The 15,405-nt window shown below is 61.4% G+C and carries 16 protein-coding genes and 1 pseudogene; all 17 read left to right on the top strand.

What is annotated here, in order from left to right; genetic code table 11:
- The first annotated feature begins 208 nt into the window (after positions 1–208).
- The 17 genes and pseudogenes from BSF38_RS25415 (at position 209) to BSF38_RS25495 (ending at position 15,367) form a co-directional block, all read left to right on the top strand.
- Positions 209–706, top strand: coding sequence for a phage terminase small subunit P27 family (locus BSF38_RS25415; protein WP_083713462.1), 498 nt, complete (start codon positions 209–211; stop codon positions 704–706).
- A gap of 1 nt (position 707) precedes the next feature.
- A complete protein-coding gene (locus BSF38_RS25420) occupies positions 708–2,453 on the top strand; it encodes a terminase large subunit (RefSeq protein WP_076349863.1) in 1,746 nt (581 codons plus the stop codon).
- Between the two features lie 140 nt (positions 2,454–2,593).
- Positions 2,594–3,886: a phage portal protein gene (locus BSF38_RS25425; protein WP_168189459.1), complete on the top strand. Its 1,293-nt coding sequence runs from the start codon at positions 2,594–2,596 to the stop codon at positions 3,884–3,886.
- Positions 3,879–4,553 (top strand): HK97 family phage prohead protease, encoded by a 675-nt coding sequence (locus BSF38_RS25430; protein WP_076349865.1) that lies wholly within the window; start codon positions 3,879–3,881, stop codon positions 4,551–4,553. The genes BSF38_RS25425 and BSF38_RS25430 overlap by 8 nt, the downstream gene beginning before the upstream one ends.
- 52 nt (positions 4,554–4,605) lie before the next feature.
- Positions 4,606–5,910, top strand: a complete 1,305-nt coding sequence (locus BSF38_RS25435) for a phage major capsid protein (RefSeq protein ID WP_076349866.1) — start codon at positions 4,606–4,608, stop codon at positions 5,908–5,910.
- Between the two features lie 87 nt (positions 5,911–5,997).
- Positions 5,998–6,411 (top strand): hypothetical protein, encoded by a 414-nt coding sequence (locus BSF38_RS25440; RefSeq protein ID WP_145952321.1) that lies wholly within the window; start codon positions 5,998–6,000, stop codon positions 6,409–6,411.
- A 23-nt stretch (positions 6,412–6,434) separates the two neighbouring features.
- On the top strand, positions 6,435–7,007 hold the full coding sequence (locus BSF38_RS25445) for a head-tail connector protein (protein ID WP_076349868.1): 573 nt from the start codon (positions 6,435–6,437) through the stop codon (positions 7,005–7,007).
- Entirely contained in the window at positions 7,007–7,351 is a 345-nt protein-coding gene (locus BSF38_RS25450; RefSeq protein WP_076349869.1) for a phage head closure protein, read from the top strand. Before BSF38_RS25445 ends, BSF38_RS25450 begins: the two co-directional genes overlap by 1 nt.
- A gap of 36 nt (positions 7,352–7,387) precedes the next feature.
- The gene (locus BSF38_RS25455; protein ID WP_076349870.1) at positions 7,388–7,777 is read left to right on the top strand and encodes a hypothetical protein; all 390 of its coding nucleotides are present in this window, start codon (positions 7,388–7,390) and stop codon (positions 7,775–7,777) included.
- A 39-nt stretch (positions 7,778–7,816) separates the two neighbouring features.
- The gene (locus BSF38_RS25460; protein ID WP_076349871.1) at positions 7,817–8,287 is read left to right on the top strand and encodes an HK97 gp10 family phage protein; all 471 of its coding nucleotides are present in this window, start codon (positions 7,817–7,819) and stop codon (positions 8,285–8,287) included.
- 709 nt (positions 8,288–8,996) lie between these two features.
- Positions 8,997–10,052 (top strand): annotated as a pseudogene (locus BSF38_RS32775) (glycine-rich domain-containing protein); the annotation flags it as partial.
- Positions 10,053–10,187: 135 nt separating this feature from the next.
- A complete protein-coding gene (locus BSF38_RS30465; protein ID WP_145952322.1) occupies positions 10,188–10,463 on the top strand; it encodes a hypothetical protein in 276 nt (91 codons plus the stop codon).
- Between the two features lie 223 nt (positions 10,464–10,686).
- Positions 10,687–11,160 (top strand): hypothetical protein, encoded by a 474-nt coding sequence (locus BSF38_RS25475; RefSeq protein ID WP_145952323.1) that lies wholly within the window; start codon positions 10,687–10,689, stop codon positions 11,158–11,160.
- 68 nt (positions 11,161–11,228) lie between these two features.
- Positions 11,229–11,696: a phage tail tube protein gene (locus tag BSF38_RS25480; RefSeq protein WP_076349875.1), complete on the top strand. Its 468-nt coding sequence runs from the start codon at positions 11,229–11,231 to the stop codon at positions 11,694–11,696.
- Positions 11,697–11,760: 64 nt separating this feature from the next.
- Positions 11,761–12,078: a hypothetical protein gene (locus BSF38_RS25485; RefSeq protein WP_145952324.1), complete on the top strand. Its 318-nt coding sequence runs from the start codon at positions 11,761–11,763 to the stop codon at positions 12,076–12,078.
- The gene (locus BSF38_RS25490) at positions 12,078–12,530 is read left to right on the top strand and encodes a hypothetical protein (RefSeq protein WP_076349877.1); all 453 of its coding nucleotides are present in this window, start codon (positions 12,078–12,080) and stop codon (positions 12,528–12,530) included. Before BSF38_RS25485 ends, BSF38_RS25490 begins: the two co-directional genes overlap by 1 nt.
- The gene (locus BSF38_RS25495; protein ID WP_076349878.1) at positions 12,527–15,367 is read left to right on the top strand and encodes a hypothetical protein; all 2,841 of its coding nucleotides are present in this window, start codon (positions 12,527–12,529) and stop codon (positions 15,365–15,367) included. Before BSF38_RS25490 ends, BSF38_RS25495 begins: the two co-directional genes overlap by 4 nt.
- The last annotated feature ends 38 nt before the right edge of the window (positions 15,368–15,405 follow it).

Below are 15,405 nucleotides of genomic sequence, written 5' to 3' on the forward strand. Positions count from 1 at the left end.
CGTACGATTCCGCCGGCATTGCACCAGGGTCGATCCTCCCCTATAGAGCCGCCTCCCCTGCCGATGGCCTTCCTTTGGCTCCCGTCGCTCTCGTCGTCGTGAGCCCGTCTTCCAAGCCGTCCCGGCCCTCCCGTTCCGTGGAGGGCTCTCTCTTCAAACATCAGATTGGGGCGCTTCCGTGCCTCCGTCTTGTTTAGAGGAGATTCCCATGGGTGGTAAGAGACCCGCTCCCACCTCAGTTAAGAAGGCTCTGGGGGTTCGGCCGGCACGTATGAACCAGAGCGAGCCTGTTCCGCCTGAGGGCGCGCCTCTGCCTCCGGCTTACATCGCGCGAGACGAGGTTGCCCTCGCGCAGTGGAACGAGCTGGTGCCGATGCTGCATGAGATGGGCGTGCTGTCCAAGGCCGACGGTCTCATCCTCGGCGTTCTATGCCGCGCATATTCCAAGATGCTGATGGCGATGGAGAAGCTCGACGGCGACGGCGAAGGCGAGGGCTACACGGTTAAGGGTTCTCGCGCCGCTGTGGCCTCGCCGTATATCGCTGTGGAAAAGGACGCTCGGGACACCATCTTGAGGATCGCCAACGAGTACGGTCTTACGGCCGTGGCTCGGTCTCGCATCAGCGTTCTCGGTGGTGGCGGTGCCTCTCAGCCTGGCGGGCTCGCTGAGTTCTTGGCGAGCAACCCTCGGAACAAGGCGGGCTGACGTGATAGTTGAGGCTGTCAAGTTCCAGTTGCTGGCGGGGGTGATCGGCGATGCCTTCGCAGAATGGGCGGCCATACCATATTCGGGGCACCCGGTCCCTCATAACCTGACGCGGGACAACTTCGTCGTCGTGCGTACGAAGTCCGACGAGCTGGCTATCGAGCAGGGTTGCTACTGGGATGCTGACCGCGCTGAGTACGCGACCAATTTCATTGAAAAGTTCGTGCGGCACGTCGAAGGGCGGTTGAAGGGTCAGTTGTTCAAGCTGCTGGATTGGCAGAAGGATATCATCTGGCGGCTGATCGGCTGGGTGCGGGCCGATGGGTTCCGGCGGTTCCGGACGATTTACATCGAGCAGCCCAAGAAGGGTGGGAAAACAATTCTGATTATGGCCCTGGCTCTGTTCCTGGGTATCGCTGATGGTGAGCCGTCGCCGCAGATCTATACGGGTGCGGTGGACGCGGGGCAGTCCGAAGTCTTGTTCAAGATGATGACGGACACGATCGAGATGGACCCGGCTCTGTCCGCCTGGACGAAGATTAAGTGGTCGTACAACAGGATTGAATTCGGTCCTGGCGGTTTCCTGAAGTCGATGAGTGCCGCCGCTCCGAATAAGGACGGCGTTAACGCTCACGCGGTCATTTTCGATGAGTTGCACCGGTTCAAGTCGAGCGATCTATGGGACGTGATGCAGGGGTCTATGATCGCTCGCGATCAACCGATGATCGTCAGCATCACCACGGCTGGCGATAGCTATGAGTCGCTGTGCCGTAAGCAGCATGAGTACACGCTCGCCGTGAATTCTGGGGAGACGATCGACACCACTTTCGATGGGGTCATCTATGCGGCTCCCCGGGGCGCGGACCCAATGGCTCGGGAGACCTGGTACCGGGCCAACCCGTCTCTTGGTCATTCCATCAATGAGACTGATTTTGAGGGCCTGCTGAAGAAGGCGGTTAGTGAGGGGCCCCGCGCTCGGGCTCGCTTTTTCCGCCTGCATCTTGGCATCTGGTCGGAGGGTTCGAGCGAGTACATCCCGTCTGCTATTTGGGATACTTGCATAGATGAGACGTTGACGTTGGATTCGGTCGAGCCTGGCACTCCCTGCTATATGGGGATCGACCTTGCAAGGGTCAATGACTTGGCTTGCGTGGCTATGGTGTTCGGCACCTCGGAGACTGGGCTGAAATGCTTCGTTCATACCTGGTGTCCGGAGGAGATAGCCCAGGAGCGGGAGAAGCTTAACAGGTGGAAGTATCTGGAGTGGGCTGAGAAGAAGTTGATCACGCTCACCCCGGGCTCTGCTGTGGATTTTCGCTTCATCCAGGATCACATCATTGAGATGAATGCGAGGTTCAAGCCCAAGCTGATATATGTAGACAGCTACCAGGCTACTCAGGTGCACATTGAGCTGGCTGATCGTGGGGTGAAGACGACGGCGTTGGCTCAGACGTTCCGTGGTTTGAGCAATCCCACGAAGGAGTTTCAGCGGTTGGTGCTGAGCAAGAAGGTGAAGGCCCACGCGAATCCGCTGTTGTCTTGGTCTATGGGCTGCGTGGGGCTGATCGAAGACGCGAGCGAGAACGTGCGGATTCGGCGTAAGACGGTCCGGGGGAAGATCGACCCGGTGGCTGCTCTGATCGATGCGGTGGCCGCGATGATTGACGATACGTGCGTGAAGGCGAAGCCCAAGCCGAAGTTTATGTGGGTGGGTGGCAAGTCTAAGCCCAAGGACGAGGGCGAGTGAGTGCTCCGAGCCAAAACTATGGTACGGAGGACTTACGATTATGCGCGTCATCACCTGGGTCCGTCCTCGGTTCCGCCGGGCTCCTCGGCCGGTAAGCGATCTCCTGGTTCGTGGGGGCACCAGCTATGGCCAAGGCTAGGTTGAAGAAGTACCAGAGTGGGATCCGCCGCGAACGTCTGAACGCACCCGAACGCAACATGGATAGGGAGTTCTTCCAGACCCTTTTGAACGGGGCGAGGGGTAGGCATTCCCCCTACTGGAGCGAGGCCCAATCGCGCATCAACGAAGACTCGGCGATGAGTCTAACCGCCGTGTACTCGGCCATTAATCGCATTTCCAGCGATATGGCGATGATTCCGATCCAGGTGAAGCGGCGCGAGAAGGACGGTTCCAAGCGGGTGGTAGACGATCACCCGGTGGCCAAGGTGCTGAGCAGCTCCTGGGATCACGGCCAGACGAACGCGTTCTTCTCGAAGCGTCAGGTAATGGGCTACTGCTTGGGGTGGGGTCAGTCGATTTCCATAATCGAGTCGACCCGGTGGGGCGAGGTCACCGGGCTTCAGCATCATCACCCTCAGTACGGGCGTGCGTACCGGGACAGTAATGGGCAGCTCTATTATATCGTCATGGGGCTGAACAATCAGGTTAAGGAGTTGCCACCTGAAAAGGTGCTGCACTTCAAGAATTACGCCTGCTGCGGGGACAATGGCGATTCGCCGCTGTTGATCGGTCGGCCAGCCTTGGCGTTGTACACGTCGGCTGAGGCTTACGCGCAGACGACGTACTCGAACGGCGGGAATATGCGCGGCTACCTGATGACCGATCAGGATATGACTGTTGAGGAGGTCGAGGCATACCTTAGCGCGATGGTGGACGAGCATGGTGGCGTCACCAACGCGAATAAGATTGGTCTGCTCCAGGGTGGGATGAAGTGGATGGCCACCTCGTTCAGTCCCGAAGCGGCTCAGCTCGTCGCGTCCCGGACGTTCGCCATTCAGGATGTGTGCCGTCTGTTTTCGTTGCCGCCGCACAAGCTCGCTGAGATGAGTAGTTCCACGTTTGGGAACATCGAGGAGCAGAACCGGCAGTACGTCGATATGACGCTGATGTCGTGGATCACGATGATCGAGGCCGAGTGCAACTTGAAGTTGTTCTCTCAGCTGGAGCGGGACGCGGGCTATTGCGTGATGCATGACCTGGAGGTTCTGCTTCGGGGAAACGCTCTGGCCCAGGCGCAAGCCGACCGCGAGTACGTCACCAGCGGTATCAAGAGCGTCAACGAGCCTCGTGCTCGCCTTGGTCTTCCTCCTGTTGATGGCGGCGACGCCCACATCATCCAGTCCAATCAGGCGACCCTTGAGCAGATCGTGAGCGGGAAGACGCTGCGTAGCAACCTTCCTGCTTCAACTTCGGAGGTTCCTATCAATGTCTAATCCCGCACTGCCCAATAACGTTGAGAGACTCTGGGGCTCGAACGTCCTGACCGTCAGGGCCTCTCAGGCGGTCGAGTCGCTTGACGCCTCCGTTGATGGGGATGTGGTCCCCGGGGACGTGGTCATCGAGGGGTTCGCCAACCTGTATAACACGCCGATCCCGATTCTGGATCTGTACGTGAATTACTTCCTGCCTGGTGCGTTCGCGCTGTCGTTGGCCGATCCGGCGCAGGACGTGTTGTGCTGCTTCAATCACGATTACAGCAAGCTGCTGGGCCGTCGCTCGGCTGGCACTGCATCGTTCGTGGAGAAGCCTGAGGGTTTGTGGTCGTCGGTTCGTCTGCCCAAGGGTGGTGAGGGTCCGTGGGTGGCGGAGGCGGTGCAGCGGGGAGATCTCCAGGGACAGTCGATTACATTCCAGGTCTTGGAATGCACGTGGGATCACAAGGTGGATCCGCCGATCCGGTACATCAGTAGGGCTCAGCTGTATGAAGCTGGTCCGGTCACCGACCCGGCGTGCATCAGTACGACGATCGGTGAGGCGCAGATGCAGTCCTCGCGGCTGCAAGCTCAGCAGCTGGTTTCGATGCAAATATCTGGTAATGACGACCGCGGCGCGGATGATCGCGTCAGGCTTGAATTGGACCTGGCCGCTTCGCTGCTCTGAGCTTCGTGCGGTCTTTGACGTGAAATAGTGCTCATTCGAGAGGACCAACGCGATGACCGGACTTGATTTCCGCCAGACGGCCAAGCTCAAGCACGACGAAGCCCAGGCCATCATCCAGAAGGCCGACGCCGAGAAGCGTTCGATGTCGACCGAGGAGCTGAGCAGCGCTCGGGGTCTCCTCGACGAGGTCAAGGCCCTCCAGTCCGAGGCCGATGTCCGCGAGCGTTTCAGCTCGGTGGCCGCTGGTGGCTTCGCTGCGATGCCCCACCACGACGCCAAGAACGTCGGCAAGCACACCTACAAGCGTTCGCGCGTCGTCCAGGCTATGGCCGCTGGCAAAGCGGTGGACGGCCTGGAGGGCGAGATCCATCAGACCTACTCCCAGCTCAATCGGAATCTGCCGTTCCCTGAGGGTGGGATCTACATGCCGTGGGACGCCGTCGTGGAGCGCCACGCCGCGCCCGCCGTCGTCACCCCCTCGATGACCACGGGCACCAGCGATGGTGCGATCTTCACGAACTACGACACGGACATCATCGACATGCTGCGTCCGCTGACGGTGCTGGGTCAGGCCGGCGCGACGTTCAAGACGAATCTGCCCAACGGCAAGTACCACACCCCCAAGAAGAACGTGAAGACCGCCGCGTACTGGGTGCCCGAGGGTTCGGCCCCGAACAAGAGCGGCACCGGGTACACCTCGGTCATCCTGGACGGTAAGCACCTCGCCGCGAACGCGACCGTCTCGTACGAGTCGATGAAGAAGGCCGAGGCCGGTCAGGAAGCGGACCTGGTCAAGGACCTCTTCGGCGAGATGTTCCTGGAGATGGAGAACGCGACGTTCAACGGCACCGGTGCGGACGGCATTCCTCGTGGGCTGTTGGCGTCGACCGGCACCAACATCGTCGAGTTCAAGACCGGCTCGGGCGGCGGCAACGCGACCCTTGCTAAGATCCTGGAGTTCGAGAAGCAGATCGCCATCAAGAACGTGCGCGGCCCGCTCTCCTGGATCACGACCCCGCACGCTCGGTCTTACCTCAAGCAGCTGCCGAAGCTCTCTGGCAGCCAGTACGCCGACTTCTTCTGGGCCGGCGATAACACCATCTGCGGCTACCCGGCCCTGATGTCCAACATGGTCCCCGCTAACAACCAGGACACGACCGACTCCAACCTGTCCTCGATCATCCTGGGCTGCTGGCAGCACCTGATGATCGGCATCTGGGGTGGCGTCTACCTGATCCGCGACGACAAGAGCAGCTTCGGCTCCGGCGCCGTCAACTTCGGCGTCCACCAGATGGTCGACGTCGCCCTCCGCTACCCGGAAGCCTTCAGCATCAGCAACGACCTCAAGGTCGTCTGATCCCGGCCCAACCGATACGGCCAGCGGCAAAGCTATGGGGGACGGTCGCCAATGCGGCCGTCCCTCAACACGTATATGGGGGCGAGAATGGGTAAGCCATACATCGACGAGGACGGAAACGAGTGGTACGCGGTCAGAGCCGTGCAGAGCTTCCTATTGGGCAGACAAATAGTGAGGCCCGACGATTGCCTGGCGCTCTCTCGCACCCAGTACCTGTACTACATCAAGGGCGGGATCGTGGCCGACGACGACTACCTGGAGCGGCAGGCCAAGGCCGAGGCCGAACTTCTCGCCAGGCTGGAGCTTCAAGCCGCCGAGGCACTCGCCTTGGAGTCTCAACGCCAGGCCAAGGCCGAGAAGAAGGCAGCTGCCAAGCTGGCCAAAATCGAGGCCGAATCGTCCAAGTCCGAACCGGTGGTCGAGGCACCTGCGCCTCCCCCGATCAGCGATGAAGAGGTCAGGGCGCAGTTGGCCGAGTTGTCCATGGGTCTGGGCGCCTAACGAGCCCTGATGGGGGTAATTCGATGAGGCCGAGCTACGAACTGACCATTACCACCGGACCCACGGCCCACCCACTCACGTTGGAGGAGGCCAGGGCGCAACTGAACAGCCCTCAGGGTCTCCCCGACGATGTCTACGTCGAGTCCCTGATTGCAACCGCTCACCGCTACATCGCCAAGGGGTTCAACCTCACCCCCATGACGACCCAATACCGGCTGGTGACTGGGCGATTCGTCAAGGATCTCCCACACCCGCCCGTGCAGTCGATCCAGAGCATCCAATACTACGACTCGACCGAGACCCTCATCACCTTGGAAGCGGGCGACTACTCGTTCTACCCAGGGTCCAGCAAGATCCATTACCGCTCGGATCTATGTCTTTACGCTTCCGCGCGTACCGACAGGGTGATCATCAATTACACGGCCGGGTACGCGAGTGCTGAGCTTGTGCCGGACTCTATCAAGCATGCGATGCGGTTGCTGATCGGTCATTGGTACGAGCAGCGTCAGGCTACCGGCGAGTCGACGGTCAAGGCAATTGAACTGGGCGTCAGGGATCTGCTCTTCACCGAGAAGTGCCATCGCTGGAGGGCGTGATGAGATTCCCGAACCCGAATAAGTTCAATCGTTTGGTGAGCATCGAGCGTCGCAACGCCGTCCAGGAGGAGTCGTACGGCTCCCCTCAGGTGGTCGGTTGGGACGAGCTGGCCAAGGTCTACGCGAGCATTGCGACCGTGGACGGGCGCGAGTACGTCGTTCCTGGTCTCAATCAGAACGTGCCGCTCGCCACCCACCGCATTACGTTCCGCTGGCCGGGCTTCAGGGTCAAGCCCAAGGACCGGATCGGGTACGAGGGCCGGAGCTTCAACATCACTCGCGTTGACAACGTCGAAGAGGCCAATCGGTTCATCCAGGTCCTGGCGACCGAGTTGCCTGTTTAGATTCAAGTTGGTTGTTTTGTTCGGGGGATTTGTCCAATGGCTATCGGTGCTGCGATCAAGGTGAGCGGCGGTTCCAGTTCGGTGGCTGGCTATCCGGCTATTAACGCCAACTTCGACGAGATCGGCGAGGCTGTGCTGGACGTGAACACGGGGATCTCCTCGGGCTCCACCATCACGGCAATGATCATCGGCTTCGCGGTCGCGGACATTCAACACATCTGTATGCTATCCAACGTCAACATGACGCTGCGCACCAACTTCGTAGACCAGACAGCGGGCGGGGACACCTTCGAGCTGGTGGCTGGACGGCCCCTCATCTGGAACGCGGGGGACGGCTATTTCCCTTGCCCGTTCACTGAGAACGTTGTCGCGCTGTTCGCCTTCGGTCAGTCGGCCGGCCAACTCAGGTGTCGGTTCCTGGTCTGATCGTTCTCTCTCCGGTTCCTGGTAACGGGGGCGAAGCCGATGGCTGACATCGTGAATTATGCGGCGTTGAAGTCCGGCCTCCTGAGGTTCGACCTGGATCTCGGCCCTCTGATGGCCAAGCTGGACGAGCTGCCGAACGTGGTGCGGAACAAGTTCGTGCGGGGTGCTCTGCGCGATTCCCTCATCCCCACCATGAACGTCGCGCGGGCGATCGCTCCGAGGGATACGGGGCGTCTGGCAGAGAACATCCGCATCCGGCCCGGTAAGACCCATGGCACCAAGATTACGGTCCTTGTCAGTTCGATGGACAAGCGGCGCAAGGCAAAGCTCGGGGCGAGCGAGTCGACCTATTACGGCTACTTCGCGGAGAAGGGGTTCAAGCACTACCTCTCCAAGAAGGACGTCCCTGGCAAGCACTATATGGAGCGTGCTTTCGAGCAGACCGAGAGCATATTCACTGCCAATGTGGAGGCGTTCTTGTCGGAGGCTTTGCGCCAATATTTCGTCTGAGTCAAAGATTCAAGGTAGGCGTTGCGTTCTTTGTGGCTGGCCGGGGGTGATTCTGATGCCCGACAATGAGCTTCCTCACCGTAATCTCAAGAATTGGGCGTATGCTCGTTTGGTGCAGACGCACGTGTCTGGTTCCGGCTGGTTTGACGTGGATAACGCGAGCCAGTTTGTGGACGCCACTGAGGATTCTCCGATTCCGGTGGTGGTGGCTCCTCTGGGGGTCGCTTTCACTATTGCGCAGTCACCTGCGAATTCGTCTATTTTCTTGGTGATTGGTACTGACGGGAATCGGTTGTTGGTGTCTGCTCCGGTGGAGGATACGGTCGACAGGAAGTATGCTGTTGCGTCTTGGCTGTGGTGTGCTGATACGAAGGGTGCACACGATGAGATTTGGGCGGCGATCGGGTCCGGCGGTGGTGGCAGCGAAAGCCAGGGGCCGACCGGGCCGATGGGGCCAACGGGTCCAGCCGGGGTACCTGGATTGTCGATTACCGGGCCTCAAGGCTCTCCCGGGTTGTCAGTGACGGGTCCTCAGGGGGTACCCGGAGTGACCGGGCCATCTGGACTATCTATAACCGGCCCTCAGGGAATACCAGGGCTATCGATCACGGGTCCTCAAGGTATCCCTGGACTATCTATAACCGGCCCTCAGGGATCGATTGGACCGACCGGTAATGATGGGCTTTCGATCACAGGCCCTCAAGGTCAGATGGGTCCGACCGGTGTTGCCGGATTGTCGATCACGGGTCCTCAGGGTCCGGCCGGAGTGACGGGAGTTTCCGGATTATCGATTACGGGTGCTCAGGGTGCCCCTGGTCTATCGATTACCGGGCCTCAGGGTCCGGCCGGAGTGACGGGAGTTTCCGGATTATCGATTACGGGTGCTCAGGGTCCGGTCGGGACTACCGGAGCGGTCGGAGCAACCGGCGTCCGTGGGGCAACCGGAGTCGCCGGGCAGACGGGGATCGCAGGACTCTCAGTTACTGGCCCGGCCGGCGCAGTTGGTCCCACAGGCGCTCAAGGGCTTAGCATTACTGGTGCAACCGGAGTCGTGGGTCCGGTTGGCCCGACAGGTGCTCAAGGGCTCTCTATTACCGGCCCGACTGGTCCGGCCGGCACGCCTGCGGCTGCTCCGGTTATCCAGATATTCAAGGCCAGTGGGACCTGGACCAAGCCCACGGGGGCCACATTCCACCGCGTGCAGATGGTAAGCGGCGGCGGGGGCGGGGGCTCCGGCCGTTGTGATGCTGGGGCCAACATCAAGGGCGGTGGCGGCGGTGGTGCGGGTGGGTACTACACCGAGGCCACGTTCCTGGACTCCGATCTGGGTAGCACTTGCGCCGTGACTATCGGGGCCGGGGGTAATGGCGGTGCCGTAATCCTGAATACCACCGCCAACGGCAGCGCTGGTTTGACCGGCGGTACTAGCATGTTCAATACCACATACCTGAGGGCTGCGGGCGGCAGTCCCGGCGGGGGTGCCGCTGGGACTGGTCCAGGCAACGGCGGCAACCCAAACGGGCTCGCTGGGGCCGGCACTGGCGGTTCTGGTGGTGCGGGTACGGCTGGTTCTCAGAATAGCGTGCCTTACACCACGCCGGGCGGTGCCGGTGGTGGCGGTGGCATGAATGCGGCCGGGGCCTATTTCTCGGGCGGGACGGGGAACGCTGTGATGGGCTGGGGAACCCAGTCCGGCGGCAACAACACGGGTGGGCCCGGGGCGGGGGGCGACGGCCTCAACGGCTTAGTATACTCCCGGCCGGGCGGGACTGGCTTGCTGTACGGCAACGGCGGATCGGGCGGCGGCTCATCGGCGTCTGGTCCCGGATCGGGCGGCAACGGCGGCCTCTACGGAGCCGGTGGCGGCGGTGGGGCCGCTCAATTAGGTGGCACCTACCAGGTGACCAGAGTCAGGGTGACCAACGGCGGCACCGGCTACACCTCCGCGCCGACGGTCACCATCGCCAACGGCGGCGGGTCCGGGGCCACGGCCACGGCCACGGTGAGTGGTGGCGTCATCCAATCGATCACGGTCACTGCCCAAGGTTCGGGCTTCACGGGGGTGCCGGACGTCAGCTTCTCTGGGGGTGGCGGGTCCAGTGGAGCGGCCACTGCGGTTCTGAACGGCAGTGGCGGCGACGGCGGCGACGGAGTGGTCATCATCACCTCCTGGTAAGGGAGATTAGTTATGCGTTGGGCTATGATCGTTAACGGGCGGGTGGACAACATAGCCATCTGGGACGGCGTAGCCGAGTGGGACCACGGTGCGGATGCACTAATCCGCCTGGATGAGTCGGGCTACGAGGTCGTCGATATCGGATGGTCCTGGGATGGTACTTCGTTCGCCGCGCCGGTACCTCCTGATCTGGTGCCCGAGTAATTCAATTGGAGACACTGCGATGAGTGGAATCAACATAATGGGCTCTGGTCCGCTCGGCACGATGGACGCTCCCCCCGCGCCCGGGGACATCCGCGCCAGCGTCAAGGGCGTCCTCCAGCCCCTCTTCCCTGGCGTCAAGTGCTACCCGGACGCCATCGACCAAGGCACCGGGATGCCCGCCATCCTGTATCGCTTCGAGAATCGCCAAGACAATCCGGTTATGGGCAATTCGCCGAGCCATGGTGCCAAGATAGTCAGCTCAAGCGGCTACGTCGTCTTCCACTCGTTCGACTACAGCAAGCCGGACGCCGTCCAGCGCGCCATCCTCATCAAGCAAGCCTTCAACGGCCTGAGGGGTCCGATGGGAACCGTCTACGTCGGGTCGTCGTTCAAGCTCAAGGACGAGACGGACGACGAGCTTCAAATTGACGATGGTAGCGGTCGGACCATCTACGAGGTCCGGTTGACGTTCCACGTTGGCTGGTGCGAGTAGGTCCGGTTGCAAAGTTATAGCATCTGTTGGGTTCCACGCCCTACGTCCTCGATTCTGGAGTCTTCGCCATGCCGGACCCTGTAGTTCTTTTCGGTGAGTCGACCGTCCTCGGGTACCGCGCCATTGTTGGCGGCACCACCTACACACCGGTCGGTAACCGGGTGTCGATCGACGGGCCGAACCTGACGCGCGACAAGGTCGACACCACCATCCAGGCAAACGAGGCTGGGACCTTCTACCGCACCTCCCGGCCCAGCAACATGCTGACGCCCGGCGAGCTGAAGCTCAAGGTCTATTACAATCCCCTGGACACGACCCACCAATTCCTGCTCACGCAGCTGGTGGCTCCCGCCGCGACCGCCTCCAAGAACTGGCAGGTGCTGTTCTCGGACGGGTCGGCGTGGTCCTCGGACGGCTACGTCACCGGCTACACCGCCTCGAAGATGGACGTCACCGGAACCGGCAACGTCGAGGCCGACGTCACCATCACCCTCACCGGCGAGCTGACGATCACGCCGTTCGTCGATCCTGGTTGATCCGGCGGTCGGTCGCTAGGGTCCGTGGCGGTACATTCGGGAAGTGCTTGAGGGAGATGATTCGATGGGTATGTCGCTGAGCGATTTGCTGGCTGTGAAGCGTAAGGTCGTCAAGGTCGAGACCCCGGCTGGCGAGGTGTTCGTGCGCGAACTCACCGTCGGCGAGATCCGCGCCTGGGTGGCGGACAAGGACGAGACGCTGGAAAAGGCTAAGATGCTGGCGCTGTCGCTCAGCGACGAGGGGGGCAACCCGTTGGCCGACCAGTCCAACGTGGACGCCCTCAACTCCATCCCCGACAGCACCGCCCAGCCGATCTACCTCGCCGCCATGAAGCTGAACGGCTTCATCAAGGACCCCGTGGACCCAAAACCGCAGGCGTGATGGACCCCGACCTGGAACTAAGATGCCGGGTCGCCATCGCGCTGGGAAAATTCCTCCACGAGGTCGACACGCTTACCGTGAGCGAGATGGACGTGTGGCGCCAGATGCACGGTTCCTACTGCCTCATGCTCCCGAGCGAGGTGGCGGGGACCGTGGCTGCCGCCACCGCCAATTTCGCCGGCAAGATCGCAAAAGACTATGTCGAGCCCGAAGACTTCATCGCGATGTCGGGGGCGCGCCGCGAGGCGTTGCGGGTCAGGAAACAGGCGTTGGCCGATCATCGGACCAAAGAGCAGATGATCGTGGTCAAGCTGAACGCGGAGATCCAGGCCGCCGTCCGCAAGGCATCGGCCAAGCAATCCGAGGCAAAGCCGATCGTCCCAAAGCCTGAAATAGTCGTCGTGACGCCGGTCAAGTCTAGTCAGAGCAGCCAACGGGGGACGCGGCGATGAGCACGATCAAATCGGTAGACATCGCTGCCGGGCTCGATCCCTCCGGCATTGTCAGCGGCGTGGCAAAGGCCAACGCCGCTCTCGGCCAGTTGGGTGGTGCGCCGCTCAACAACATCATAACCAAGGCCATCGCAGCCTCGAACGCCATCGGGACCATTGGCGCAAAGCCGGTAGTCATCAAGGTGGATGCCCTCGGTCTGACCAAGCTCGATCAGCAGTTCAATAAGATCAAGGACAACATCGCGCTCCAGCAGGCGATGGTTGGCAAAAGCTCCAATTGGTCCGGCATCGAGCAGGCCAAGATCGACTTTGGTCGTCGCAACGCGAGGGTGCAGGACCCTTGGCAGCGTGGCGCGAATCAGGTCGCGTTCAACAACAGGGTGGGGGAGGCCAGCGCAGCCGCGCAAGGGCTGGATGATCAGCTGGAGGCCCGTCGCGCTCTTGAGGCTGCCACCAAGAAGCAGCTGGACGACGAGAAGTCGGTGCTCAACACGGTCCAGTCCCTGAAGCGCGAGTACGACCAACTCAGGATGACCAAGGATCAAATCCTGGCGTCCGACCTCGCTTCCAGGGGCGCGACCCAGGCGCAGATCGACCAGGCCGTCAAGCTGCGCCTGGCCACCGACGAGTTGGCTAAGCAGAAGTCTCTCACCGAGGATATCGCGCGGTTCACGCGAGAGGCAGCCGAGGCCGGTACCAAGCGACGTGGTCCCGCTGCGTCCCGGGTCGATGCGTTGCGAGCCCGTGCCAGAGACATGTACGGCGACAACCTCCCCGACGAGGTGAGTAGCGGCCTGGATGGTGCTGATAAGACGGCTGCCGCGCTGGACAAGCGTAAGAAGAATATGGGCTTCGCGATGCTCACGTTGGGTCGCGGCGTGCAGGACTTCAGTGCGGCCGGACTGATGGGCATCACGAACAACGTTGAGGGTATGGGCGTGGCGATGGGGATGAGCGCCGGTGCGGCCGGTGCCCTCACCCTGGGGATCGTCGGTCTACAGGTTGCGATGCCCATCATTAAGAGCCAGTCGGCTGAGTTGGCCGATCGCTATATGCCCAACCTGGCTGCGGGCTTCTACGATGTCAACAAGTCGGTCAAGGAGTTCTTATACACCAGCAACAAGGGGTCGACGACCTACCTCAAGGGGCAGGTGAAGGAACTGTCTACCGAGTTCGATCGGCTGAACGAGAAGAGTAGCATCCGGGACTTTAGTGCTTACACAAAGTCCCGCAATGATTTCTACAACTCTTCCCGTAATCTCAACAAGCGGGAATCCGCCGAGCAGTCGTACCAGGACAAGGTCTCAGATCCTCGGTCCAGGGCTGAATTGCTGAATTCGAGCGGATTCTCGGATCGCAGCAGCTACCTGAATGCTCGCATCAACGGCGAGGATGCCCAGAAGCTGGGAGAAGTCGGCGTCGATCGCAGGGCGGTGATGGAGGCCGAGGCTAAGGCCGCGAGGGCCACCGCCTTGCTTAACAGCGACAAGTTCCGACAGGACGATACGACCGCCGCCCTCCATGGCACCAATGCTATGGCCAACAGGCAGACGGAGACCGCCGCCCTGAGGGCTGCGGCGGACGGCGCGTCGGCAGAGGCCACCAAGCTCCGTAAGCAGATCACCGACGACGAGGCGCTAGTCTCCGACGCCCTGAAGGGCGACCTCGAAGCCATAGGCAAACTGCGCGAGAAGATCGTCGCCAACACCACCATGTCCAAGGCCGACAAGACCCGGTGGGAACAGGCACTGAAGACCGCCGCAGACCCGGTGGCCCTCCTGCGCGAAAACGATAAAACCACCCGCGAGCAGAACGCCCCCGCGCAGACCTTCGGGGCTGAGAACCGCACTCGCGAGATGCAAGCCGAGGTCGGGATCGTCGACGGCCTGCTCAGCGCCAACATCAAGCTCAAGGACATCGAATTCGAGCGAGCCCTCGGAGTCGAGAAGTCCAAGATGGCCTACAACAGCGTCACCAAGGCGGTAATCGAGCAGTACGAGGTCGAGAGCCGCCGGGGCAGGGCGCAGGGTGCCGAACTCCAGGGACGCGGCAAGCTCGAATCGCTGCGGGAGGAGGCCGACTACCAGGCCAAGCTCGCCGTCTCGGGCATCAACCTGAATTCGATCGCCGAACGCCGCGCCCAGATCGACGAGACGTACAGGAAGAATCTCGCTGATGGGATGAGCCAGCAGCTTGCGGGCGAACTGCGTCTCGTCGCCATCGCCAAGGATGAGGTCGAGCACCGCAGGAAGATCAACGACGAGCTGAAGCGTGGGGCGGTCGACCTTGCCAATCCCGGCCTCTCGGGCTCGGTCGCCGACATACTCAAGCGTCGCAAGATGGGCGAGATCACCGGCGACCAGGCCGGCGCGCTGTACGACCAGGCCCAGCAGGGGCAGAAGAACGATCGGCAGGTTGGCAGGGTCAATGACATCAGATCCGCCGCAAAGTCGGCGTACGACGACACCCGCACGATGGCCGAGAACCAGACCCAGAATCTGACCAAGCTGGCGATGGCCAAGCAGCTGGGCTTCCTGGATCAAAACACATTCGATCGCTCCATCCGGAAGACCGCCCGCGACAACGTGGCCACCGGCGATATAGGGGCGGTTGATGCGACCTCGACCGAGGCTTACAGCATCTTCGCCAAGCAGGGAAACGAGTCGAGCCAGGTTTGGTCGAACATCGAGTCGTTGACCAAAGAGAGCAATAAGATCCTCGCACAGATCGCAGCCAATGGCGCTCTGGCGCAGGCCAAGCAAATTAATGACAACCTGATATCGAGCGGCGCTGATGCTCAGGCGTCGGACGGCCAACTCTATCCCAACACCTGGTGAGGCAAGGCAGATGTTAGAACCCGGAGTTTATGAGAAGC

Origin of the sequence: Paludisphaera borealis (assembly GCF_001956985.1) — a bacterium.
GTDB classification, from domain to species: domain Bacteria; phylum Planctomycetota; class Planctomycetia; order Isosphaerales; family Isosphaeraceae; genus Paludisphaera; species Paludisphaera borealis.